The organism is Litchfieldella qijiaojingensis (assembly GCF_014651875.1).
In the GTDB taxonomy this organism is placed as follows: domain Bacteria; phylum Pseudomonadota; class Gammaproteobacteria; order Pseudomonadales; family Halomonadaceae; genus Litchfieldella; species Litchfieldella qijiaojingensis.
The window spans coordinates 47,314-71,656 of the sequence record NZ_BMXS01000006.1; the positions used below are offsets into that span (position 1 = coordinate 47,314).

25 protein-coding genes are annotated in these 24,343 nt (G+C 63.1%); 20 read left to right on the forward strand and 5 right to left on the reverse strand.

What is annotated here, in order from left to right; all coding sequences use genetic code 11:
* Window positions 1-67 precede the first annotated feature (67 nt).
* The 9 genes from IE093_RS08000 to IE093_RS08040 all read left to right on the forward strand — a co-directional run bounded on the left by IE093_RS08000 (window position 68) and on the right by IE093_RS08040 (window position 5,265).
* Window positions 68-823: a creatininase family protein gene (locus IE093_RS08000; RefSeq protein WP_189467945.1), complete on the forward strand. Its 756-nt coding sequence runs from the start codon at window positions 68-70 to the stop codon at window positions 821-823.
* 54 nt (window positions 824-877) lie between these two features.
* Window positions 878-1,069, forward strand: coding sequence for a tautomerase family protein (locus IE093_RS08005; protein WP_189467947.1), 192 nt, complete (start codon window positions 878-880; stop codon window positions 1,067-1,069).
* A 10-nt stretch (window positions 1,070-1,079) separates the two neighbouring features.
* The gene (locus tag IE093_RS08010; RefSeq protein ID WP_189467949.1) at window positions 1,080-1,445 is read left to right on the forward strand and encodes a nucleotide pyrophosphohydrolase; all 366 of its coding nucleotides are present in this window, start codon (window positions 1,080-1,082) and stop codon (window positions 1,443-1,445) included.
* A gap of 130 nt (window positions 1,446-1,575) precedes the next feature.
* Complete coding sequence (locus tag IE093_RS08015; protein WP_189467951.1) at window positions 1,576-1,848, forward strand: hypothetical protein; 273 nt, start codon at window positions 1,576-1,578, stop codon at window positions 1,846-1,848.
* Between the two features lie 112 nt (window positions 1,849-1,960).
* Complete coding sequence (locus tag IE093_RS08020; RefSeq protein WP_189467953.1) at window positions 1,961-2,509, forward strand: isochorismatase family protein; 549 nt, start codon at window positions 1,961-1,963, stop codon at window positions 2,507-2,509.
* Window positions 2,493-3,464, forward strand: a complete 972-nt coding sequence (locus tag IE093_RS08025) for a GlxA family transcriptional regulator (protein ID WP_229803385.1) — start codon at window positions 2,493-2,495, stop codon at window positions 3,462-3,464. Before IE093_RS08020 ends, IE093_RS08025 begins: the two co-directional genes overlap by 17 nt.
* 208 nt (window positions 3,465-3,672) lie before the next feature.
* The gene (locus IE093_RS08030; protein ID WP_189467955.1) at window positions 3,673-3,942 is read left to right on the forward strand and encodes a hypothetical protein; all 270 of its coding nucleotides are present in this window, start codon (window positions 3,673-3,675) and stop codon (window positions 3,940-3,942) included.
* Between the two features lie 9 nt (window positions 3,943-3,951).
* Window positions 3,952-4,776, forward strand: coding sequence for an alpha/beta hydrolase (locus tag IE093_RS08035; protein ID WP_189467958.1), 825 nt, complete (start codon window positions 3,952-3,954; stop codon window positions 4,774-4,776).
* A gap of 120 nt (window positions 4,777-4,896) precedes the next feature.
* Window positions 4,897-5,265, forward strand: a complete 369-nt coding sequence (locus tag IE093_RS08040) for an SPW repeat protein (RefSeq protein WP_189467960.1) — start codon at window positions 4,897-4,899, stop codon at window positions 5,263-5,265.
* Window positions 5,266-5,354: 89 nt separating this feature from the next.
* Here IE093_RS08040 and IE093_RS08045 read toward each other — a convergent pair whose 3' ends face one another.
* Window positions 5,355-6,077 (reverse strand): YebC/PmpR family DNA-binding transcriptional regulator, encoded by a 723-nt coding sequence (locus IE093_RS08045; RefSeq protein ID WP_189467962.1) that lies wholly within the window; start codon window positions 6,075-6,077, stop codon window positions 5,355-5,357.
* A gap of 232 nt (window positions 6,078-6,309) precedes the next feature.
* Here IE093_RS08045 and dbpA point away from each other — a divergent pair, with 232 nt between their 5' ends.
* The 10 genes from dbpA (at window position 6,310) to IE093_RS08095 (ending at window position 19,093) form a co-directional block, all read left to right on the forward strand.
* Window positions 6,310-7,710, forward strand: coding sequence for an ATP-dependent RNA helicase DbpA (gene dbpA, locus IE093_RS08050; protein ID WP_189467964.1), 1,401 nt, complete (start codon window positions 6,310-6,312; stop codon window positions 7,708-7,710).
* A 50-nt stretch (window positions 7,711-7,760) separates the two neighbouring features.
* Entirely contained in the window at window positions 7,761-8,618 is an 858-nt protein-coding gene (locus IE093_RS08055) for a PA4780 family RIO1-like protein kinase (RefSeq protein ID WP_189467966.1), read from the forward strand.
* 82 nt (window positions 8,619-8,700) lie between these two features.
* Window positions 8,701-9,486, forward strand: a complete 786-nt coding sequence (locus IE093_RS08060) for a protein-L-isoaspartate(D-aspartate) O-methyltransferase (RefSeq protein ID WP_229803387.1) — start codon at window positions 8,701-8,703, stop codon at window positions 9,484-9,486.
* A complete protein-coding gene (locus IE093_RS08065) occupies window positions 9,486-11,843 on the forward strand; it encodes a hypothetical protein (protein WP_189467967.1) in 2,358 nt (785 codons plus the stop codon). The genes IE093_RS08060 and IE093_RS08065 overlap by 1 nt, the downstream gene beginning before the upstream one ends.
* Window positions 11,844-11,904: 61 nt before the next feature.
* Window positions 11,905-14,427, forward strand: a complete 2,523-nt coding sequence (locus IE093_RS08070; protein ID WP_189467970.1) for an ABC transporter substrate-binding protein — start codon at window positions 11,905-11,907, stop codon at window positions 14,425-14,427.
* A complete protein-coding gene (locus IE093_RS08075; protein WP_189467971.1) occupies window positions 14,424-15,542 on the forward strand; it encodes an ABC transporter permease in 1,119 nt (372 codons plus the stop codon). The genes IE093_RS08070 and IE093_RS08075 overlap by 4 nt, the downstream gene beginning before the upstream one ends.
* Complete coding sequence (locus tag IE093_RS08080) at window positions 15,539-16,873, forward strand: ABC transporter permease (RefSeq protein ID WP_189467973.1); 1,335 nt, start codon at window positions 15,539-15,541, stop codon at window positions 16,871-16,873. The genes IE093_RS08075 and IE093_RS08080 overlap by 4 nt, the downstream gene beginning before the upstream one ends.
* Window positions 16,873-17,847: an ABC transporter ATP-binding protein gene (locus IE093_RS08085; protein WP_189467975.1), complete on the forward strand. Its 975-nt coding sequence runs from the start codon at window positions 16,873-16,875 to the stop codon at window positions 17,845-17,847. Before IE093_RS08080 ends, IE093_RS08085 begins: the two co-directional genes overlap by 1 nt.
* Window positions 17,844-18,854 (forward strand): ABC transporter ATP-binding protein, encoded by a 1,011-nt coding sequence (locus IE093_RS08090; RefSeq protein WP_189467977.1) that lies wholly within the window; start codon window positions 17,844-17,846, stop codon window positions 18,852-18,854. Before IE093_RS08085 ends, IE093_RS08090 begins: the two co-directional genes overlap by 4 nt.
* Window positions 18,855-18,886: 32 nt before the next feature.
* A complete protein-coding gene (locus IE093_RS08095) occupies window positions 18,887-19,093 on the forward strand; it encodes a hypothetical protein (protein WP_189467979.1) in 207 nt (68 codons plus the stop codon).
* 75 nt (window positions 19,094-19,168) lie between these two features.
* Here the strand turns inward: IE093_RS08095 and IE093_RS08100 are convergent, their stop codons facing one another.
* Window positions 19,169-19,642, reverse strand: a complete 474-nt coding sequence (locus tag IE093_RS08100; protein ID WP_189467981.1) for a group I truncated hemoglobin — start codon at window positions 19,640-19,642, stop codon at window positions 19,169-19,171.
* A 227-nt stretch (window positions 19,643-19,869) separates the two neighbouring features.
* Here IE093_RS08100 and IE093_RS08105 point away from each other — a divergent pair, with 227 nt between their 5' ends.
* Window positions 19,870-20,268, forward strand: coding sequence for a hypothetical protein (locus tag IE093_RS08105; RefSeq protein ID WP_189467983.1), 399 nt, complete (start codon window positions 19,870-19,872; stop codon window positions 20,266-20,268).
* A 27-nt stretch (window positions 20,269-20,295) separates the two neighbouring features.
* On the opposite strand, the gene IE093_RS08110 is transcribed toward IE093_RS08105, so the two are convergent.
* The 3 genes from IE093_RS08110 to IE093_RS08120 all read right to left on the reverse strand — a co-directional run bounded on the left by IE093_RS08110 (window position 20,296) and on the right by IE093_RS08120 (window position 24,291).
* Window positions 20,296-22,572, reverse strand: coding sequence for a DUF255 domain-containing protein (locus IE093_RS08110; RefSeq protein WP_189467985.1), 2,277 nt, complete (start codon window positions 22,570-22,572; stop codon window positions 20,296-20,298).
* Window positions 22,573-22,678: 106 nt separating this feature from the next.
* Window positions 22,679-23,359 carry a DUF6064 family protein gene (locus IE093_RS08115; protein WP_229803389.1) on the reverse strand — a complete coding sequence of 227 codons (681 nt, stop codon included), beginning with the start codon at window positions 23,357-23,359 and terminating at the stop codon, window positions 22,679-22,681.
* On the reverse strand, window positions 23,359-24,291 hold the full coding sequence (locus tag IE093_RS08120; RefSeq protein WP_189467987.1) for an aldo/keto reductase: 933 nt from the start codon (window positions 24,289-24,291) through the stop codon (window positions 23,359-23,361). Before IE093_RS08120 ends, IE093_RS08115 begins: the two co-directional genes overlap by 1 nt.
* Window positions 24,292-24,343 lie beyond the last annotated feature (52 nt).

A 24,343-nucleotide genomic window follows, 5' to 3' on the forward strand; every position in this document is an offset into this window, starting at 1 on the left:
AAGGAACAGGGACTCAAGGGACATTCCCTTCCGGCCATCAAAACCACCAGAGAAAACAGGAGCCGCCATGCGCCTGCAACACGCCACCTGGCAGGAGGTGGAAGCCTACCTGCAACGCTCCACGGGCATCATCGTACCGATTGGCTCCACCGAGCAGCATGGTCCCAACGGGCTGGTGGGTACTGATGCGATTTGCCCGGAGGCAATCGCCTGGGCATTGGGCGAGCGTCATGACGTACTGGTCGGGCCGACCCAGAGCTTGGGCATGGCGCAACATCATCTGGCTTTTCCCGGCACCATCAGCCTGCGCCCGAGCACTTTGGCTGCCGTGTTGCGCGATACCGTCGATTCTCTGGTCCGCCATGGTTTCACGCATGTGTTCTTCCTCAACGGCCATGGCGGCAACATCGCCACCGTCCAGGCCGCCTTTGCCGAGATTCATGCCGAACGCAGTTTGAACGGTGCCGGTCACGAGCAAGCGCGTGGCGCGCTTAATCTCACCCTGTTCAACTGGTTCATGGGCAAGCGAGTGCATGAGCTGGCCGAGTCGCTGTACGGCGATGCCGAGGGCGGCCACGCCACGCCTACGGAGGTGTCGTTGTCCTGGTTTGCCCGGCCAGAGGCGGTCAAGCAGGTGGAGATGTCGCCACGCATCGCTCCCAGCGGGAGCGCCATGTGCGATGCCGTCACCTTCCGCCAGCGCTTTCCGGACGGTCGCATGGGCTCGGATCCGTCGCTTGCCAGCGTCGAGCATGGCGAACGCATTCTGGAAGCGGGTGTCGAGGACGCCTGGGAGGTGTATCAGGCGTTCATCGCTTCCTGAGCGCCCCCGGCAGTTCATTCGAGCATAGGATCTTTTCTGCAACAGGAGCCAAGCATGCCCATTGTGACGATTCAGCAGTTTCCCCGTCCGCTAGAGCAGAAGCGAGAGCTGGCGCGGCGCATTACCGAGGCCTTCGTGGAAGTCTACGGGGCGAAGGAGGATTCGGTTCAGGTGTTCTTCAGCGAGATCGATGGCGAGGGTTGGGCTAAGGGCGGCGTGATGGGCTGCGACAAGACGGACAAATAGGGAGGCTGCCATGGCAGAACCCGATTCGACTGACCGCCTGGCGCTGATCCGGGAGCGCCTTCGCGAATTCGCTCGCGCACGCGATTGGGGGCAGTTCCACTCGCCCAAGAACCTCGTGATGGCGCTGACCGGCGAAGTGGGCGAACTGACAGAGCATTTCCAGTGGCTAACGGAGCAGGAATCCAGGGAACTGTGTGGAACGGAGCTCGACGGCATACGCGAGGAGATCGCCGACGTGCAGATCTACCTGCTGATGCTCAGCGAAAAGCTCGGAATCGATCTGCTGCAGGCGGTCGAAGACAAGATCGCCAGGAACGAACAGCGCTACCCGGCGGAGCGGGTACGCGGCAGCCGCCGGAAGTACAGCGAGTCGTAGGGGGTGGACTAAGCTTAAACTCTCGTGCGGCGTCTCTGCCGCCACTACTGCCCCTGGACCGACGGTGCGTTCGTCGACCTCGTACGGGTGGGCGAGCGTGCCCGCAGCGTCGGTGCTGCTCTAGTCGTCGATGCCAGCCAGTCGTTTGGCGCCAATTCCCTCGATCATCGCCAGTGAGGCATTGGCGATGGGCTGTACGGTGATCCCGGCCGACCATCGCGTCGGCCATATGCTCGGCGTACGCCTACCGGGTGGCAGCATCCCCGAGACACTGTCCAAGCGCCTCGAGGAGGAGCAGGTTTTCGTCAGCGTGCGCGGCGATGCCCTGCGTATCGCACCGCATGTCTACAACGACACCAGCGATGCCGAACGGTTACTGACGGTGCTGCGAGAGTTCGTCTGAGCCTTAAAAATGGCCTAATCGGTCCGTTTTTAGACCGGCCCCGGCATTATCCGATATACCCGTTCCCTCTACAGTGTCCCTTCCAAACCATCACGATCCGAGGGGAACGCTCATGAGCAAAACGGCATTGTTGGTCATCGATGTGCAGGAATCCTTTAAGCACAGGGATTATTGGGACGAGAGCGAGTTCGCTGACTATGCCGAACGGCAGAACCGGTTGATCCGGCAGGCTCGCCAGCGGGGCTGGCCGGTGGTCTTTATCCTGCACAACGAGGCGGAAGGTGTGTTTTCCCCTATGTCCGGATATGTCCGGGTAATGAACTTTGTCGAGCGTGCGGCGGATGATCCGGTGTTCAACAAGCATGTGCACAATGCCCTGACCGACAGCAGTCTGCAGGATTGGCTGGAAAAGCAGGGCATCACCCGGTTGGTGATCAGCGGCATTCGCACCGAGCAATGCTGTGAAACCACCACTCGGGTGGCTTCCGACTTGGGCTATGACGTGGATTTCGTATTGGATGCGACGCTGACGTTCCCGATGCAACACCCGCTGACAGGCGAGATCGTTCCAACGTCCTCCATTCGATCCCATACGGCCCTGGTGCTGAACGGCCGCTTCGCTCGGATACGCTTCGTGGAGGACTATGAATCGGCCGCGTGACCTCTATCTGCTGGTGCTGCCCGAGGTCCATTTGCTGGACCTGGCCGCACCGGCCCAGATCTTTGCTCATCGAGCGTTGGCGGATTGTGTCCGGTTGCGTTATATCGCACCCACCACGGAATTGCGGGCCCATCAGGGATTGCATCTGAGTCGTCTCGAACCGTTGCCGGACAGCCTGGAAGGAGGCGCTTGGCTGATGCTCATCGGCACCAGTTCGCGCCGTACCGATCCCGATGCGCTGGAGTACCGGGCGGTGGAGCAATGGCTGCGCAGGATGAGCAATCAGTATGAACTGGTGGCCGGCATTTGTTCCGGTACCCTGCTAGCCGCTCGCGCCGGTCTGCTGGACGGTCGCCGCTGCACCACCCATCACGACCTGACGGATACATTGCGACGCTTGGCACCCAAGGCGCTGGTCCAGGACGATTGCATCTTCGTGCGTGATGGCGACTTGTGGACCAGCGCCGGCATCACCACCGGTCTAGATCTCTGCCTGCAGTTGGTGGTGGACCATTGGGGGCAGGAAACAGCCGTAGCCATCGCGCGCGAACTGGTGCTCTACCAGCGCCGGTCCGGGCACGAAGCCCAACTCAGCTTCTGGCTGGACCATCGCAACCATCTGCAAAGTCGCGTTCATGCAGTACAGGACCTGATCATGGCCCAGCCCGGCCATGGCTGGACTCAGGCGGAACTGGCCAAGCGCGTGCATCTGAGCGAACGGCACCTGCGTCGTTTGTTCCAGCAGGCCACCGGCATTTCCTTGCAGGACTATCTTCAGCAGGCCCGCCTGGAACTGGCCCGGCAACTGCTGGAACAAACCCGGTTCAGCTTGGCGGAAATCGCCGAGCGTTGCGGCTTTCAGGCCGAACGTAGCCTGCGCCGAACCTGGGCACGCTGGCAATCTGGAACACCCGGCCAGTATCGTCGTGCACGACGGCATCTGTCAGCCTATTGAATCATCGGCTCGAACGGCTACTGACGGTACTGCGAGAGTTCGTGTCAGCCTTTAGAACACTCGTCCGCCGTTGACTCCGAAGCGCTGTCCAGTGATGAAATTCAAACGGTGCCTGGTATGCCGTGCCGCCAATGGCGTAACGCCGGTGCGCTAGTCTGAATCTTGAATATGGCCGATCTTTCATTGTCGGTGCGGGAGGAGGACGGAGATGGACGATGACCTGGAAAACATGACACGCGAAGAACTCATCTCGGAAGTGAAGGCGTTGCGCGAGGGGATTCGTCGGCATCGGGATTGTTCTGGGCACGAGCTGTGTTGGCATCACCCCGACCTATGGGGGCTGCTGCCGGAAACCAGTGATCCGATCCCAGTGGTGCCCGAATGGCCGGAATTCATCAGGGGGTGCGTTCGCTATCGGCAGTCCCTGGACGAGCAGGCGCCGCACGCACCGCGCACCGATGAGCCGTATCGAGAGTGAGCGGGTCGTATGCTGCGTCTACCCTGGCTGGCCGTGGCCTATGCGCTGGTGGTGGCGCTGGTTTGGGCGTTTCAGGATCGCTTGCTCTACCTGCCCTACGCGCGCGAGCACATCGCCACACCGGCGGATAGAGGCATGGCGTGGGAGTCGGTGCGGCTGAAAACCAGCGATGGCCTGACTCTGGACGCCTGGTGGGTGCCGGCGGAGAACACGCGCGGCAGCTTGCTGTTCTTTCACGGCAACGCCGGCAATATCTCCCATCGCCTGGCATCCATAGAGCAGTTCCACCGACTGGGGCTGTCGGTGTTGATCGTCGACTATCGAGGCTACGGCAAGAGCGAGGGCAGTCCCTCGGAAACGGGCACGGCACTGGATGCCCGCGCTGCCTGGCGCTGGTTGAGCGAGGAGCGTGGCATTGCCGCCGGTGAGATCGTGCTCTTCGGGCGTTCCCTGGGAGCGGCGGTGGCGGCGGAACTAGGCAGGGAGGTGACCCCCGCGGCGCTGGTTTTGGAGTCGCCGTTTCGTTCGGTACCCGAGCTGGCCCAGCGGCTTTACCCCTTCTTGCCGGCCCGCTGGCTGGCTTGCTTCGACTACGACATCGCCAGCTATGTCACAGAAATTGTGGTACCGGTATTGGTGATCCACAGTCGTGAAGACGACATCATCCCGTTTTCCGAGGGCGAGGCCGTCTTCGAAGCGGCTCGCGAGCCCAAGGAGATGCTGGTGATCGGCGGTAGTCACGACACCGGCTTTCTGGAAAGCGAACCGCTCTATCTGGAAGGCATCGACGCTTTCCTGACGGACGTGGCCGGATTGCCCAGGGAATCGCAATAATGGCCATGGCACGGGGTAAATGGCCATTGAAATGCACAAAATCGACCATATTGCTGTCAAAGAAGCTGCCAAGATGGTGCTTGGTCGGATCAACCGGAATCCGGTTGGGAGGTAGGTGAAATGCAATCCCTGCAGCTAAAAGCACATTGGCGTGATTGGTTGATGTTGCTGTTCGGCGCCTGGTTGGTGATATCGCCTTTCGTCTTCGGTCATGCCGAGGCGGGCGCCGGTGCACTCATGTGGAACCCGGTGCTTGTCGGTGTGGCGGTGGTGGTGTTCTCCATTGCCGTGCTCAGGAAGACCCAGGTATGGGAAGAATGGATCCTACTGGCCCTGGGCGTATGGCTGATCGTCGCGCCCTTCTTGCTGGGCTATGCCGGCGTCACCGAGGCGATGTGGAACAGCGTTGTCATGGGCCTGCTGGTAGGCGTTGATGCCATCTGGTCTTTGATCGAGATGCACCGCCACGGCGGCAAGAAAACCGCTTGATGACAATCGCGCTATGAACGACGAAGGGGGGCATGATGCCCCCCTTCTTCATGCTTCCCTGCTGTTGGCATGGACCGCGAATGTATCGGTCAGCTTTCCAGCTCGGCGTTGTGGTAGACGTTCTGTACGTCGTCCAGATCGTTGAGCAGGTCGAGGAATTTCTCGAACAATGCCACGTCGTCGCCTTCTATCGGCGTGGTGGTCTGCGGCACGAACTGGATCTCGTCGACCTCGAAGTCGATTTCGCCGAAGGCGTCGGTTAGCGCCTGCTTGGCCTTGGCGTATTCGGTGTGAGGCGCGAATACGGTAAGTCTACCGTCTTCGTTCTCGATATCGGTCACGTCGACATCGGCTTCCATCAGTGCCTCGAGGGTGGCGTCCTCGTCTTCACCCTCGAAGGCCAGGATCGCGCAGTGGTCGAACATGTGGCTGACACTGCCCGGCGTGCCGATCTTGCTCTTGGTCTTGGTGAAGCAGGCGCGCACGTCGCCGAAGGTGCGGTTGGGATTGTCGGTCAGGCAGTCGACGATCACCATGCAGTTGCCCGGGCCGAAGCCTTCGTAGCGTGTCGGGGAGAAGTCCTCGCCGCCACCGCCCTTGGCCTTATCCAGGGCCTTTTCGATCACGTGCGAGGGCACTTGATCCTTCTTGGCGCGGTCGATCAGCCCGCGCAGAGCCAGGTTGCCGGACGGGTCGACACCGCCCGACTTGGCGCATACGTATATCTCGCGGCCGTACTTGCTGTAGACCTTGGTCTTGGCGGCGGCCGTCTTGGCCATGGATTCCTTGCGGTTCTGGAAGGCCCTGCCCATCTCGTTGTCCCGTTAAGTCACCATCGAAAGGGCAAATCTTACTCAACATCCGAAATCGGGAACAGGGTTATTTGCCGGGAAGCATGTCCGTGGGGCGGGCAATACCGGCCCGTCTCTGTTATTCTGCTCGCCTTTCATCCGTCTCGATCGGCCTCCGTTCTCAGGTGCCTGTCTTGGCCCATATTTAGCCCGTTCGCCGCACTGCCACTACCTTCATCACAGGGACACCACCGTGCCCGATTCCTCTTTTGCCTCCCTGCCATTGGCACCGGCGTTACTGACCAATCTGGAATCGCTTGGCTATCACGCCATGACCCCGATCCAGGCCGAGAGCTTGCCCGCAATGCTGGCGGGTCGGGATGTCATCGCCCAAGCCAAAACCGGTTCGGGCAAGACGGCGGCCTTCGGCCTCGGCCTGCTGTCGCGGCTCGAGGTGGCACGTTTCCATGTGCAGGCGCTGGTGCTGTGTCCGACCCGCGAACTGGCGGGGCAGGTGGCAGGGGAGTTGCGGCGGCTGGCGCGAACCCTGGCCAACGTCAAAGTGCTGACGCTGTGTGGTGGCGCGCCCTTCGGCCCTCAGCTCGGCTCGCTGGCGCATGGAGCGCATGTCATTGTCGGCACACCGGGCCGGGTGGAGGAGCATCTGCGCAAGGGCTCTCTGAGCCTGGCCAAGCTCGACACCCTGGTGCTGGATGAGGCCGACCGCATGCTCGATATGGGGTTCCAAACTGCGCTAGAGGTCATTATCGGCAAGACACCGGCCACTCGTCAGACCTTGTTGTTCAGTGCCACTGGCCTGCAAGGAGCTGGGGCCGAAGGTATTCGCCTGATCGCCGAGCGAATGATGCACGAGCCGGTGATGGTGGAGGTCGCCTCGACCCACGACAGTTCCAGCATTCGTCAGCACTTCCACCGCGTAGTGGACGAGCCTGCACGGTTCGAGGCGCTGCATCGGTTATTGCTCACCCACCGCCCCGAATCCAGCGTAGTGTTCTGCAACACCAAGCGTGAGACGCAAGAGGTTGCCGATGCCTTGTGCGAGCATGGCTTTAGTGCGTTGGCACTGCATGGCGACCTCGAGCAGCGCGACCGCGACCGGACCTTGGAAGTGTTCGCCAACAAGAGCGCTTCGATCCTGGTGGCTACCGACGTAGCGGCGCGCGGTCTGGATATCGAGGCGCTCGACGCGGTGTTCAACTATCAGATCGCGCGTGATCTCGAGGTGCATGTACACCGTGTCGGGCGTACTGGCCGGGCTGGCAGCACGGGTGTGGCCTATACCCTTCTCTCCGAGAAGGAAGCCTATCGGCTGGCACGGCTCGCCGAGTTTCTCGGTCAGGAACTCGAGGCGGAGCCGCTGCCGACCGGTCGGGGACGCGAACAGGCTCCTTTCTCACCCTGCATGGCGACGTTGCAGCTCGACGGTGGCAAGAAACACAAGCTGCGCCCCGGCGATATCCTCGGCGCGCTGACGGGAGAAGGTGGGATCAACGGTGACCAGGTGGGCAAGATCAAGGTCCAGGAGCGTAGTGCCTATGTTGCTGTCCACCGTGACGTAGCCAAGGCAGCGCTGCGGAAGCTGAGCGAGGGGAAGCTAAAGGGACGCTCGTTCCGTGCTCGTCGGGTCATCTGAAAAAGGTTTGCACATTGCTCGTGTCTAGAGAGGGCTGATTACCAAGAACCATGAAAGTACCCAAGAGATTACAACCGCTGGTCGACGACGGCATGATCGATGAGGTCACTACCCAGTTGATGAGTGGTAAGGAAGCGCAGGTGTATGTGGTGCGCTGCGGAGAGCACTTGCGCTGCGCCAAGGTCTTCAAGGAAGCCAAGCAACGCAGCTTCAAGCAGGCGGTGCAGTACCAGGAAGGCCGCAAAGTGCGCAACAGCCGCCGTGCCCGAGCGATGTCGAAGAAGACTCGCTACGGCCAGAAAGAGCAGGAACAAGCTTGGTTGAACGCTGAGGTCGAGGCGCTGTATCGGTTGGCGTCGGCCGGCGTGCGTGTGCCCCAGCCATACGGCTTCGTCGATGGCGTGCTGCTGATGGAGCTGGTAGCCGACGACGAGGGTTATGCCGCCCCCCGGCTGGATGATGTCACCCTGAGCGCGGAGCAGGCCCGCGATTACCACGCCCAAGTGATGGCCGATGTCGTGCGCATGCTATGCGCTGGCCTGGTACATGGCGATCTTTCCGAGTTCAACGTGTTGGTCGACCGACAAGGGCCGGTGATCATCGATCTGCCCCAGGCAGTGGATGCGGCCGGTAACAACAACGCTGCCATGATGTTGGAGCGTGATGTCGACAACATGCGTGCTTATTTCGGCCGCTTCGCTCCGGAACTGTTGATTACCGATTACGGCAAGGAGATTTGGGCGTTGTTCGAAGCCGGCGAATTGCGCCCGGACAGCCCGCTCACTGGTTGTTTCGAACACGATACGACCAGCGTCGATATCGATGATCTGATGTCAGTCATCGACGATGCCCGGGAAGAACAGGCCGAACGCCTGGCACAAAGCTGGGATCCGCAGTACGACGATTGACGCAGGCCCGAAACTCGGGTTTCGCACGTCACTTGGAAGCTGGCCTATCCTTTGAATTCCGGAGTCCTTAGAGGAGCCGGAAATGGTCCAGGCACATCCACAGGCCGGCTGGATTCGCGCCGCGTTGCTGGCGGCCATGGTTGCCTGTGCACCGGCCGCCGCGCAGGATGTCACGGTGTTGCTGGAGGCCTCCCAGGCGGGAGGGGAGCCCCAGCGTCCGGTCTTTGACGACGATGAATACGCCGAACTCCGGGCGGCGATGGTGAGCGACCAGATCGAATCCAGGGGAGTGAGTGATGCGATGGTGCTCGAGGTCATGCGCCGGGTGCCGCGCCACCGTTTCGCGCCGCTGGTATCGGCGCGGCGCGCCTATCGGGATGCGCCACAGCCCATCGGTTACGGCCAGACGATTTCCCAACCCTACATCGTTGCCTACATGACCGAGCGGCTGGCACTGGAAGCCGATGACCGCGTGCTGGAGGTGGGCACGGGCTCCGGTTACCAGGCGGCGATCCTTGCCGAGATCGTCGACGAGGTGGTGACCATCGAAATCATCCGCGACCTGGCCGAAAGCGCCGCCGAGCGCCTCGAACGGATGGGCTATCACAATATCACCGTGCTGCACGGCGACGGCTATTACGGCCACGAGGCGCGCGCGCCGTTCGATGCCATCATCGTCACGGCCGCGGCGTCGCACACGCCACCGTCGCTGGTGGCCCAGCTTCGCCCGGGTGGGCGCATGGTGATTCCGGTGGGGCGCAGTGGCTGGATCCAGAACCTGCTGCTGGTGGAGAAGGACGCCAATGGCGAGGTAGGCACCCGCAACCTGGCCTCGGTGCGCTTCGTACCGCTTACCGGTGGCCACTGATGGCGACGAGAGAAGTTCCGGGCCGACTCGATCTAGTGGCCGTGGCTGGCGTCTCCGCCGCTCTGCTGGCCCTGGAAGTCCTGCTGCTGCGACTGTTTGAGTTCAGCCACTGGTATCACTTCGCCGGGTTGGCCATTTCGCTGGCGTTGCTGGGCCTGGGGGCGGCGGGTACCACCCTGGCACTGGCCGGCCGCTACCGTTTCAGCCGCGGCGACGGCTGGTTCCTTAGCGGTTTGGGGATCACCGGTGCCGGTTTCCTGCTGCTGATCGTGCTGCAGTCACGGGTCGCGCTGCGCCCGGTGTTCGCTGGCTGGGATCTGGGTGAGCTTGCGCGCCTGCTGCTGGTGGACTTCGTTGCCTTCGTGCCCTTCTACGGGACCGGCCTGGCGATTGGCCAAGTCTTCTTGCGTTGGCCTGGTCGTACTCGGTCCCTGTACGCGGCCAATCTGCTCGGCAGCGGAGTGGGCAGCCTGGGGGCTGCGCTACTGCTGGTGATCGTGCCAGTGACGACGGCCCTGGCAGTGGTCGCCGTGCTGTTGTTCGCCTTGGGAAGCGTACTGGGGCTCGCTCATGAGCGACGGGGTGCGGGTGCTCTATGCGCCTTGGGTATGCTGCTGGCCCTGGCCGCCGCCATTCGCCCACCCGAACCAGCCGTATCGGACTTCAAGGCGCTGGCCGAGATCCGCCAGTTGCCCGGTGTCGAGACGCTGGCGGTCCGTCCCGGTCTGCTGGGCCGGCTTGCGCTGTTCCGTGCCGATAGCCTGCGTTTCGCGCCGGGGTTGAGCCTGGGCTGGACCGAGAACGTGCCATCGGTGGATGCGGTGGTAATCGGCAGCGACCGGGTGGTGCCCGTGGCGCGAAGGTGGCCGGCCGAGGCGGATCACATGCGTGCCTCGCTGGCCGGCTTGCCCATGCAACTGCGCCCCTCCGGCCGGGTGCTGGTAATGGGCAGTGGCGCCTGGCAGACCCCTATTGCAGCCCAAGGTCGGGAGACCACCTGGGTCGAGCCCGATGGCAGGATCCTCGATATCGCCCGGTCGCGAGGAGCGAGCGAGGCTGGCGTGACACTGGTCGAGGATGGCATCTGGCGTCACTTGATCCGCGCTACCGACGTTCCTTATTCGATCATCGTCTTCGACATGGCTTGGGAGGAGGGCGACGCCGCTTCCGAGGACTATGCACTCACGGTGGCTGGCCTGGAGCTGGCCCTGGCACGGCTGGCCTCCGACGGCCTGCTCGCCATTCCGCTGTCACTCGACTATCCGCCTCGTTACTATCCTCGCGCGATGGCCACACTGGATCGGGCCTTGCGTCAGCATGGCGCGGCGGAGCCGGGAGAACGGGTGGCCGTGCTGCGTGGCTTGCAGGCGCTGCTAATCCTGGCCTCGCCAACGCCACTGGGGGAGGCGGATCTTAGTGCGCTGCGGGAATTCGCCGAGCAGTGGCGATTCGACACCGCCTGGCTTCCGGGGCTGACACGTGAGCAGACCAATCGCTATCACCGGCTGGAGTCGCCTGTCTTTCATGACGTTGCGCGAGCGTTGTTCGAACAGCGACCGTTACCGCAAGAGGCGAGTCTATTCCATGCGGCTCCAGCCGAGCTAGACAGCCCCTATCCGTGGCGCTCCCTGGCCTGGAGAGAGGCACCGGGACTCGTCCGCGAGCTGGGTGGGCGTGGCTGGAGCTATCTCGACTGGACGCTGATCCTGTCGGTGGTGACGACTGTCGTCGTCGCCGTGCTGGCGTTCCTGTTGATCCTGTTGCCGCTGGGGCGGTTGCCACCGATCGGTCGGCCCTTCAGCCGGCTGTCGGTTGCCGGTTATTTCACCGCGCTCGGCCTGGGCTACATCGTCGTGGAACTGGCGTTCTTCCAGCGCCTGATCCTGTACCTCGGCGAGCCGGTGCTTGCCGCGGCGTTGGTCTTCGCCACCTTCCTGGTCGGCTCCGGCATCGGCAGCGCCATGACCCCGGAAAGCGCCAGCCGTACCAGTGTGGTGCGGATCTACGCCGCCGTGGCCATTGGCCTGGCGCTGGCGCTGGTGCCATTCCTGGCCGTTCGCGATCTCAGCGCTCCCGACTTTCTCCTGCGTGCCATGCTGCTGATCGTGCTGCTGCTGCCCTTGGCCTGGGCCATGGGCCGCCCCTTCCCCTGGGCGTTGCGTCAGCTCGCCGGCGAGGACCGCTGGATACCGTGGGCCTGGGGCATCAATGGCTTCGCCTCGGTGCTGGGGGCTTCGCTGGCGCCGCTGCTTTCCGTTCACTTCGGCCAGAGCACGACCCTAGCGGCGGGTGCGCTCTGTTATGTACTGGCCTTCACCATCGCCGGGCACTGGCTGGCACGTATGAATCGCGGGTGACCCCTCGGGGCATTTTCCTTCTTCCGTCTCCATCTCCTACTGTGTAGGAAAGGGAGACGCCATGAGAAGAAGCTTGCTTGCGGTCGCGGCATTGCTGTTCGCCGTGGTACTCGTCGTTGTCGTGCGTCCCGGACCCTCGGATTCACCGCCACGGTCGGCAGTGTCGAGTGAACAGGGGGATGCAGCGGAGATCGCCAACCGGCGTGGCGCGCTGGTGGATCAGGTCGTGTTCACCCAGGAGTCGGATGTGGGCCAGGTGACCGGGTTGATCGAGGCGGGCTCACACCATGTCTTCACCCAGGGGATCACCAGTACCACCGTATTCCAACGGATACGCGACTCGTTGGCCACGGCGTATGACATTTCCTATGGCACCAATGCCGAGCTTACCCTCAACCCCGTTGGCCCTACCTTTGCCAACGGTGAGCTCAATCCCTTCCATGTGCCGGAGATACGCGAGGCACTCAATTGGCTGGTCGATCGTAACTACATTGCCGAGGAAATCTACGGCGGCCTGGCCGTGCCACGCTTCCTGCCACTGAATACCGCCTTTCCGGACTATGCCCGCCTGGCCGACGTGGCTCGCGAACTGGAGCTGCGCTATGCGCATGATCCGCAAAGGGCAAGGGAGGTAATCCAGCGGGAGATGCAAGCGCTCGGTGTGCGCCTCGTCAATGGCCGCTGGCACCACGAGGGGCAGCCGGTGCGGGTCATCGTGCTGATCCGCACCGAAGACGAGCGTCACCGCGTGGGCAATTACATCGCCAATCTGATGGAAGACGTCGGCTTCACCGTCGAGCGGCATTACCGCACGGCGGAGGAGGCCTCGCGGATCTGGATTGGCGGCGACCCCAAGGCCGGGCGCTGGCATATCTACACCGGTGGCTGGATTGCCGCTGCCATCCAGCGCGATCAGGCACAGAATTTCAGCGATTTCTACACCCCACGCGGCCGTGCAGAACCGCTGTGGCAAGCCTACGACCCGACGCCGGAATTCGACGAGCTCGCCGAACGCCTGCAACGGCGCGACTACCAGAGCAGGGAAGAGCGCCAGGACATGATGGCACACGCCCTGGCGCTTGCGATGGAGAATTCGGTGCGCATCTGGCTGGTGGACCAGCTCAATGTTTCGGCGCGTTCGAGCAACGTGCAAGTCGCCACCGACCTGGCGGGTGGCTTGTCCGGTTCGATACTGTGGCCCTATACCGTGCGCTTCAAGGACCGTGTCGGCGGGGAGATGGTGTTCGGCTCGCCCGACCTACTGACCGAGCCTTGGAATCCGATCGCGGGCAGCAATTGGATCTTCGATCAGATGATCATCCGCTCGCTGCAGGATCCGTCCCTGATTCCCGACCCCTTCACTGGCTTGTATTGGCCACAACGGATCGCGAGTGCGGAGGTGGTGGTGCAAAAGGATGTCCCGGTCACTCGCACGCTGGACTGGCTCAGCGTGAAGACCGCCGCCGAGATCAAGGTGCCCGACGAGGCCTGGATCGACTGGGACGCCAAAGCCGGACGTTTCGTGACGGTGGGCGAGAAGCACGAGGATGGCATCACGGCACGCATCTGTGTGCGGATTCGTTACGAGGAGGGATATCTCGAGCGCCGCTGGCACGACGGGTCGCGGGTCTCGCTGGCCGATGTTGTGTTGCCGTGGATTCTGACCTTTGCCCGTGCCGATCCGGACAGTCGGCTGCATGACGTGGCACACCTCCCCGTATTCGAGGCGTTCCAGCGGCATTTCCGTGGCTGGCATATCGCATCCACCGAGCCGCTGGTGATCGAGATTTACAGCGACCAGATCTATCCCGATGCGGAAACCATCGTCGCCGCCTGGGCTCCGAACACTACCCCATGGCATGTGCTGAGCCTGGGGATCCTGGCCGAGCGCAATGGCGAACTGGCGTTCTCCTCGAACAAGGCCGATCGCCAGCGCGTGGATTGGATGAGTCTGGTGGCAGGGCCCAGCATCCCGGTACTGGAGCGTCATTTGCAGCGGGCGCGCGAGCAGGGCTTCGTCCCCTATCCGGCAGTGCTGAAGGAACTGATACGTGAGGGTGAGGCCACTGAGCGCTATCGTGCCCTGTCCGACTGGCATCGGCAGCGAAACCATTTCTGGGTGGGAGATGGCCCCTTCTATCTGCACTCGGTGCATCCGGTAGCGGGTAGCGTCGTACTGCGCCGCTACGAGGACTTTCCCGACCCGGCCGACAAGTGGCTGCGCTTTACCGAGCCGGAGATTCCGGAACTGGATCTCGACGGGCCGATGGTCGTGGAAAGCGGGGAGGGCGCGACGTTCTCGCTGGCGATCACCTTCGAAGGCGAACCCTATGCCCGCAAAGCGATCGAGCAGGCACAGTTCCTGTTGTTCGATGGGCGTGGCGAACTGGCCAGGAAGGGCAACGCCAAGGCACTCGGTAACGGCCACTGGCAAGTCTCGCTGCCACCCGAAACGGTTGCGAAACTGGGGCATGGCGCCAACAGTCTGGAACTGGCCGTCACCAGTCGGCGGGTGGCACTGCCATCGTTCGCCTCGCACGTCTTCGCCACGGTCCCGGAAGGTGGTTGGAGGAACTCGCCATGAGCCGGGAAACAGCGACTCGTTCCCCCGCCGGGCGTGGTCTCATGCGTGATCTGCGGCGCCTGTCGATCTATACCGTCAAGCGTCTGCTGGCGCTTTTCGTTACCGTGCTGGTCGGGGTCTACCTGACCATCGTCATTGCCAACATGGGGGGGCAGGTCGACGAGCTGCGCATGGTGCAGATCCGCAGCGAGGCTGCCGAATCGGTGCGAGCCAATCCGGACTTCCAGGGCATGAGCTCCGAGGAGCGCAACCAACTGATCCAGCGTCGCGTGGCACTTGAGGTGGAGCGGTTGCGCCTGGACGAGCCCTTCATCCTGCGTAGCGTCGACTATCTCCAGCAGGCCATCAGCCTCAACCTGGGGCGCGCCGAGCAGATGCACAGCGACCGTGGCTCGCGCCAGGTCTACGACATCATCGTCGAGCGTCTGCCGGCGACCCTGCTGCTGTTCGGTACCGCCAATCTGCTGGTGTTCTTCGTTTCGGTATTCAGCGCGTTGTCGCTATCGAGACGCTACGGCAGCTTGCTGGATCGCTGCGTGATTGCCCTGGCGCCGAGTTCGGCGGCACCAGGGTGGTTCTACGGCATCTTCCTGATCCTGCTGTTCGCTTTCGTCATGCCGGTGCTGCCCGCCAGTGGCATGGTAGCGGCGCCGCCGCCCGAGGGGATCTGGGCCTATGCGGCGAGCGTGCTGCGTCACATGCTGCTGCCGCTCACCGCCATGTTCGTGTCGCAACTGTTCGTTTCCATCTACTCCTGGCGCACCTTCTTCCTGATCCATTCCAGCGAGGACTACGTGGAAATGGCTCGGGCCAAGGGACTGCCTTCGAACCTCATCGAGCGGCGTTACATCCTGCGCCCGACCCTGGCACCGATCATCACCAGTTTCCTGCTGATGCTGGTCGGGCTATGGAGTGGCGCGATCATCCTCGAGCAGGTATTCAACTGGCCGGGGCTGGGGTCGTTGCTGTTCCAGGCCATTGGCCACCGCGACACCCCTGTGATCATCGGCTCGGTGGTGATCTTCGCTTACCTGCTGGCGATGACGGTGTTCCTGCTGGACATCCTCTATGCGCTACTGGATCCGCGCATCCGGATCGAGGGGGGCGAGCGATGACGGGCTGGCTCGATGGTTTGCGCGAACTGCGCCGCTATCCCTCGGCAATCCTGGGCATGGCGATCATCGCCCTGTTGGTAGGGCTGTCTATTTATACCGTTGTTGCCATCCCCTATTCCCAGGCGCTGGAGTTGTGGCGTGGCGGCGAGCACTGGCGGATGACCCCGGCCAACGCCGGGCCGGTATGGGCCGACCGCCTGCTCGGTGGTCGGCAGCCCATGACCATCAGTGTGTCCAGTGCCGGCGCAGACATCGAGGAGCGTGCCTTCGAAGGCGGTCGACGCCTGCGGATTCCCTTGACCTTCGAATACGAGCACGAAGGCTTCCCCAGCGAGATCAACCTGTTCCTGCGTGCCGAGGGACACGAGCAAACGCCTTTCGCGCGATTGGTGTGGGAGACGCCCGACGGTCGCGAGATCTCGCTGGGCGGGCATCGCATCGGTCGCCGCGAACGGATTTCGATTTCCCAGAACCGTGCACTCGAGCGCCGGCTGGGAGGCATGGTGCCCCACGTGGGGTTGCTGGCCGAGCCCGACACGCAGCAGGCACCCCGAGTCCAGCCGGGTCGCTACACACTGACGTTGGACGCGGTGGTGTTCGATGAAAAGGCGGATCTCGAGACCAACCTGGTGCTCTATGGCCGAGTGCATGGCATCGCCGGTACCGACCACCAACGCCGCGACCTGCAAGTCGCGCTGATGTGGGGCACGCCGGTGGCACTGGCCTTCGGCTTGCTGGCGGCGGTGGGCACTACCGTGACCACGTTGATCATCGCCGCGCTGGGTGTGTGGTACCGGGGATGGATCGATGCGACCATCCAGCGGCTCACCGAGGTCAACATGATCCTGCCGTTGCTGCCGGTGCTGGTGATGGTCGGCACACTGTACTCCACCAGTATCTGGTTGATGCTCGGTGTCGTAGTGCTGCTGGGCATTTTCAGCGCCGGTATCAAGATGTACCGGGCGATGCTGCTGCCAATCCGCGAAGCGCCCTATATCGAGGCGGCCCAGGCGTATGGCGCCAGCAACTTGCGTATCGTGATGCGCTACATGATCCCGCGCATCCTGCCGGTGCTGATCCCGACCTTCGTCACCCTGATTCCCACCTTCGTGTTCCTGGAGGCCTCGCTGGCCGTGCTGGGGCTAGGGGACCCGGTGCTGCCTACCTGGGGTAAGGTGCTCAACGACGCCCAGGCCCAGAGCGCGCTCTACAACGGCTATTACTACTGGGTCCTGGAGCCGGCGGCGCTGCTGATGCTGACCGGCCTGGGCTTCGCCACGCTGGGTTTCGCCCTGGATCGCGTGTTCAACCCGCGCCTGAGGAGCCTGTGATGAGCGACCGGACACTGCTCGAGGTGGAAGACCTGCACCTGCACTACCAGACCCGGCGGGGTGTGGTGCGTGCGGTGGACGGCGTGAGCTTCGACGTGCGACGCAATGAGGCACTGGTGGTGCTGGGCGAGTCCGGCTGTGGCAAGAGTTCGCTGGCCAAGGCACTGATGCGGGTGCTGCCGCGTAACGTCCACCAGGTGTCCGGCCGAGTTACCTTGGACGGGACCGAACTGTTGGCGATGAGCGACGAAAGCTTTCGGCGTGACGTGCAGTGGGTACGCATGGCGTTGGTGATGCAGGCGTCGATGAATGCTCTCAACCCAGTGGTACGGGTTGGCGAGCAGGTCGTCGAGCCACTGCGTGTGTTGCGGCAATGGCCGCGGGCACGGGCCATGGCGCGGGCGGTGGAAGTCTTCGAGTTGGTGGGAGTATCGACCGACTTCCTGCAGCGTTATCCCCTGGAGCTGTCTGGCGGCATGCGTCAGCGCGTGGTGTTGGCCATGGCGCTGGTCGCCGAGCCGGAACTGGTGATCCTCGACGAGCCCACCTCGGCGCTGGACGTGCTGACCCAAGCCGGCATCATGAACCTGCTCAAGCGCCTCAAGCGTGAACTGGGCACCAGCTTCATCCTCATCACCCATGACGTGGCGACGTCCAGCGAGCTCGCCGATCGCGTGGCGTTGATGTACGCCGGGCAGATCGTCGAAGTCGCCGATGCCGTGCAATTCTTCACCGAGCCAGCCCATCCCTACTCGAAAATGCTGATGGCCAGCGTGCCGCGCCTGCGTCAGGAACACCGGCCCGAGCCGATTCTGGGACAGCCGCCCAGCCTGCTCGAGCCACCGAGCGGCTGCCGCTTCGCCGACCGCTGCCCGTCGTGTTTCAAGCGTTGCGCCCAGGACCCCAAGTTCATCCGACTCGGCGATCGTCGGCGGGTGCGCTGCTGGCTGTACGCGGAAGGAGGCGACCGATGAGCGAATGGCAGCCGGTTACCATCGTCGGGCACGGGGAGCCATTGCTCTCAGTCAGCGATTTGCACACTTGGTTCGAGCTGCGCCAGTGGGGCTTTCTGCGTGTGGGCGCGGTACGCGCGGTCGATGGGGTGAGCTTCGAACTCGCACGTGGCGAGTCGGTGGCATTCGTGGGCGAGAGTGGCTGCGGCAAGAGCTCCCTGGCGCGTACCTTGCTCGGGCTGCATCGACCCACGCGCGGCGAGGTGCGCTTCGCGGGGCGCTCGTTGGGCGGGTTGAAGGCGCGCGAGCTCCAGGCCTATCGGGCCAAGGTGGGCTATGTTCAGCAGGATCCGTTCGGCGCGCTACCGCCGTTCCTGGACGTGCGACGAATCCTTGCCGAACCGCTGATCGTGCATGGGGTGAAGGACCGTGCCCAGCGCGACCGCCGTATCCGCGCAGTACTGGACGAGGTGCGGCTGTCGCCAGCAGAGGAGTTTCTGCCCAAGTTCCCGCACATGCTTAGCGGCGGCCAGCAGCAACGGGTGGTGATCGCACGGGCACTGATCCTGGAACCGGCAATGATCATCGCCGATGAACCGGTCTCGATGCTCGATGCCTCGGTGCGGGTGGAAATCCTCAATCTGCTGCGCCACATTCAGACCCAGCGGGAGCTGACGCTGGCTTTCATCACTCACGATCTGTCCTCGGTGCGCCATTACGCCGAGCGGATCTTCGTGATGTACGCGGGGCGAGTGGTGGAAACCGCCGGCGTGAAGGAACTGCTCGACCACCCCCAGCACCCTTACACCCAGTCGCTGCTCGCGGCGATCGCCGATCCGGACGCGGCGAATGCCACCAAGCAGCGCGAGATTCCCGGTGGCGAACCGCCCAGCCTGTTGCATCCACCCAAGGGCTGCCGTTTCCACCCGCGCTGCCCGCATGCCATGGCCGGCCTTTGCGACGTGGACGAACCGCCCGACTTCGAACCGCGACGCGGTCATTACTCGGCCTGTTGGCTGCATCGCTGAGAGGACACCGTCATGTCGTCACTGGAGGTGTCATGAAGCTCATGCTCTGGGGAGCCGGTATGTCGTTCGCCGGCTTGCTGCTCCTGATGACCATGGTGATTCGCTTGATCGAACCGAGCCTGGCGCTGTCGCTGCTCGGCTATGCCGGGTTGCTGGTCGGTATGCTGGTGGCCGTACTCGGTGCCGTGAACAAGGCAAGCCAAGTGTGTGGAGTAGAGCAGCGCAGAGACCGTGCTTAGCCAGCTCTGACCGCTCCCCTCCCTCGGCCGGCGTCGCCCGACGCCGGCCCGTCCCTGTCTCACCCGCGCCTCTCGTCAGGACGCGGTCACGATAGCGTCGCGGGTGGTGCCCAGCAGTTCCAGTAGCTCCTGGGACTCACGCTCCGGAACACCGTGCTCGTCGAGCACCCCGACGAAGATCTCGACCATGCGATCCCACTCCTCCGCGGTGATGTTCAGGTGGGCGTGAGATTCCTGCATCCCACGACCATGGTATTGACAAGGCCCGCCCGTGGCCTCACAGACGAAGGCCGTCACATGGTACTTGAGATAGGCCGCCGGGACTCGCTGGCGCGCCTCGTCGATGGCCGGGTTCTCGTTCAGCTGCGGATCGGGGATCAGCGTATCCAGAAAATCGCTGACCACCACGCTGATGGGCATAAGCCCGCCCAGTCGCTGATAGAGCGAAGCCTCCTCGTCGTCCTGGGCGAATGCCAGGGCCGGTATGCCCAGGGCGATGACGGTGAACGGAACGATGAGCCACTGCAGCGTCTTGCGGTTGCCTTTCATGATCCTCCCCCTCGCGCCCGACTCGACAGCCTTCCCTGCCAGGCTGCCGGTGATAGCGTCGTTTCATGGTCTCGGTTGGCCGGCACGTCGCGTGCCGGGTATGGACAAGGACGCAGGTGAAGGCGAAAGAGTTCCCGACCACCTGACCGGTCGGACCATCCGGTTATGAGTGTGCAAGGCTAGGCCCTGCCATACTGACCTCAACGACCACAAAACCGGGAGCCGGCATGTTTCCTCTCGCCAAGACCGCGATTGTCGTTGTGGTCATCGCGACAGCGGGTTTCGCCGCGGCCGAGGCCGAAAGCCAGGACGTCCAGAAGTTTCCGGATGTCGTGGACGTCCAAGTGGCGGCCAGCGGTGACAACCGCTTCGATTTCGATGTGACCGTTTCCTCGCCGTACGACTCCCCGGAGCGTTATGCGGATGCCTTTCGCATCATGAGTGCCGACGAGGAGGTGTTCGGCGTACGCGAGTTGCTGCATGACCACGCCAGCGAACAGCCCTTCACCCGGCGCTTGTCCGGTGTCGAGATACCCACCGACATTAGCGAAGTCATCGTGCAAGCGCGCGACAAGACCCACGGCTACGGTGGCGACACCATGCAGGTCGAATTGCCGGGGCGGTGATCTCCGGCGCCGATCAATCGCTGCCCCTTAATTCTCTCGATGAATCACGAACGTCAACTTCTCCACAGGTAAGCACTCCTTCTCCGTGCAGGGTTGCAGTGCCAGTTCGGCCACCAGTGGGCGAGGGGAGGACGCGCTTGCTTCCAGGGTGATAGTCACGCTCCCCGAGTGGATCGACTGGGTATGGCTGGCGCTGCGTTCTGGCGCCGGGTAATCAATCCTCGTATCTTGCCACTCGCTCGCGTCGCGAAGGGTGAGCCGCGTCGCTTCGGGTGTGTCGCTGTCGTGGTCTTGGATATGCCAGCCCGGTTGCATTTCAAGGGTGAAGGCCGCTTGCAAGTGCATGTCGTCGGGCCATTCGCAGCGACAACGGACGCGAATGGCGCCGTCGGCGAGATAGTGGAGCAGACCCGGGGTGGGAGACTCCCACTGACACATGCCCTGCAGGAAGACCGGCGCAGCCAGCGGCATCTGCGCGATAGCCCCGGAGAAGGCCTCGATCTGACGCTCGATCAGCGGGCCTAGTTTGGCGTCGCCGGTGCGCTGGTAAAGGGAGATCAATACCGGCAGCATTAGTGAATTGCCACACACGGTGGCACCATCCATCAGGCTCTTGCTGCGCAGCAATTGTGGCCCCGTGGTTTCGGGTGGGGCGACGAAGAACCCACCGCCGTCCTCATCCCAGTGCCGGGCAAGCAGTTCATCGAGCAACGATCGGGTACGCTCGAGCCAGTGTCGTTCGCCAGTGGTGTCATACAGGGCCAGCAGGGCTTGAAGATAATGTGCGTAATCCTCCAGTTGCGCCGGTATCGAAGCCACGCCGTCGAGACTGGCCCGCCATAGCCGACCATGTTCTTCGTCGTGGTGGTGCTGCCACAGGAACTCGGCGGCGGCGATGGCAGCGTCACGGTAATCGGTTCTTCCCAGGGCATTCGCAGCCTGGGCCAGCGCGGCGATGACCATACCGTTCCACTCGGTGATCTGCTTGTTGTCGCAGAGTGGTGCTGGGCGCTTCGAGCGCGCGGTGTAGAGCTGCCGCTTGAGGTCGGCCAGGGCCTTGTCGAGCGACTCGCGTGGCATGCCCAATGCCTCGGCCGTCTCGTCCAATGGCCGGGGTAGATGGAGCACGTTGGCGCCCTCGAAGTTGCCTTCGCGGGTCACTCCGTAGACCCGCTCGCACAGCACCATGGCGTCGCGTTCCAGCAAGGCGTCGAGCTCATCGTGACGCCACACGAAGAACCTGCCTTCCTCGCCTTCGCTATCGGCGTCGGTGGCCGAATGGAAGCCGCCGCCGGGCGAGCGCATCTCGCGCAGCACGTAGTCCAGGGTTTCCTCGACGATGCGGCGGTACTCCTCGTGTCCGGAAAGCTGCCACGCCCATAGGTAGATCGTGGCCAACTGGCCCTGGTTGTAGAGCATCTTCTCGAAGTGGGGAATCAGCCATGCCTGGTCGGTGGCGTAGCGGTGGAAGCCGCCACCCACCTGGTCGTAGATCCCACCCTGCAGCATGGCATCGAGCGCTTGGCGCAGCGTGGTCCATGCTGGTTGCTGCGAAAGCGGGCGGGTATCGCGCTGCACCTGCTCCAGCAATAGGAACAGGTTGGGCTCCTGCGGGAACTTGGGAGCCTCGCCGAAGCCGCCGTGGTCAGGATCGGCATGCTGTACCAGGGCCTCTGCCACCTTATCGATCAGCCCCTCGGGCAGTTGCGCCGTAGCAGAGGGCGCTAATTGCTGGCGGATGCTCTCGTCGAGTTTCTCCGCGTTCTCGATAAGGTTGTCGCGACTGTCGCGCCAGACCTTCCGGACCTTGCCCAGCAACCCCAGGAAGTGCTCCTTGGGAAAGTAGGTGGCACCAAAGAATGGCTTGCCCTGCGGGGTGAGGAAGCTCGACATCGGCCACCCGCCACGGCCAGAGATCAGTTGCACACCGGTCATGTAGATCTCGTCCAGGTCGGGGCGCTGTTCGCGGTCCACCTTGATCGACACGAAATGGCGGTTGAGGACGTCGGCCACCTCCTCGTCGTCGAAGCTCTCCTCCTCCATCACGTGGCACCAGTGGCAGGTGCTGTAGCCGATCGACAGGAACACCGGCTTGTCCTCCCGAGCCGCCTTGTCGAAGGCTTCATCGCCCCACGGATACCAGTCGACGGGGTTGTGGGCGTGCTGGAGCAGGTAGGGAGAGTCCTCCAGGATCAGACGATTGGTGTAGATCGGTTCGCCCTGTTCATCCACGAACCGGGTGCGGACGTCATAGAGCGAGCGCTTGCGCTCGCGTGCCTGCTGGAGTGCTTCCGGCGTGGTCATGGGTTGCCTCCGGGTTGGGGGCTTTGTCTTTACCGTGGCATGTGGCTCGGGAGAAGGAAAGCTTCAAGGGCCATATGGTTACCGACACGGCCAGCGGTAGTCTCGTTCACCGGGCTCTGGGCCAAAGTCTGCCAGCGATGGCAGCGACAACCGCCAGTAGCGGTACCCAGGCACCCCGTACTTCCATGGTGTCGAGCGTGAGCCAGCTCAGCAGACACCACAAGCCCGGGATCACCAGTAGCGGCCACGCCCTGTGTCTCGGGATGGCTGCCGTCAGCATGCCCAGCGTGGCGATGGCGAGCGGGTCGGGGAAGATGCCGAACACTTCCGCTGTGGATATCGAACGACCCGCGTAAGCGGGCAGCAATGGGTGCAGGAGCAGTGCATGGAGAAACAGTGCGATTCCCAGGATACGTGGAATGCTCCAGCGAGCTGGCATGGAGAGATCGCCCTTGAGGGTGCCTATTCCGACCAGTAACAGGGCCTGTAGCACGAATAGCGGCACGACATAGACCATGGCCCAGTTGATGGTGGCATAGTGCTGCCACAGAAAGTTCCAGGCCACGAACACCCAGGCCGCCGCCAGCAGCGCGGCGATCAGCCGGTCGGACCAGGGGCGTGGCCGTAGCATGCTGGCTAGAATCAGCACGCCCAGCAACAGGGCGAGCAATTGCCAAGGCCACAGCGCCTGGTTGTGCAGCTCGATCAGCCGCCAGTAGACGCGCGGCGAGAATAGCAGGAAGTCCTCGGCGCGGTAGGTCCACCACTCGGACATCACACCGGACATCACAAGTCCCTGACGTATGCGGCCATGCGCTGGCGCATAGCGTCATCGGGCAATGGCGGTCCGATCGCGGCCATGTTCTCGCGTACATGATCGACGCGGGTCGTGGCGGGAATGGCACAGGTCACCGCCGGGTGGGAAATGATGAACTTGAGGATGAATTGCGCCCAGCTCTCGGCGCCAACCTCTTCTGCCCACGCCGGTAGCGGTTCGCTTGCGAGCCGTTCGGTCAGCCGGCCCTGTTGGAAGGGACGGTTGACGATCACGCCGATACCTCTCTCCCTGGCCAGTGGTAGCAGCCGCTGTTCGGCCTCGCGGTCGACGACGTTGTAAGTGAGTTGCACGAAGTCCAGTGGCTCGTTGCGCATGATGCGCTCGAAACGGTCGTGACGCCGGCCATGCGAGGTGGTGATGCCCACGTAGCGTACTTCGCCGGCTTCCTTCATCTCGAACAGCGTCTTCAAGTGCGCTTGCCAAGCGACCAGATTGTGAACCTGCAGCAGGTCGAAGCGCGGCACGCCCCATTCGGCGCGGGACTCCTCGATCTGTGCAGGGCCACTATCGGCGTCCGAGGTCCACACCTTGTCGGTCGAGAACACCTGGTCGACCGCCCCGAGCTGGCGCAGTCCATGGCCAATCGTCGCCTGTGAGGAACCGTACATCGGCGAGGAGTCGATCATGCGACCGCCTCCCTGGAAGAAATGCTCCATGACCGCCGTACACTCTGCCAGCAGTACCGGATCATTGCCGACGTTGAAGGTGATCCAGCTTCCCAAGCCAACCGCAGGCAAGCGTTCCCCCGTGGACGGGATCGGCCTCGTTCCCGGTTTCTCCTCCTGTGCCAGCGTATCAAGGGGAGGCAGCGCCGAGGCGGCCGCAGCCAGCAGCATGCCTTGCAGCACCGTGCGGCGTGATAGCTTGCCGTGGCTATGCATGGTCACCTCCCGGCAGCATCGAGCACTGTCTGAAAACTGCCTTGGCTCGGTA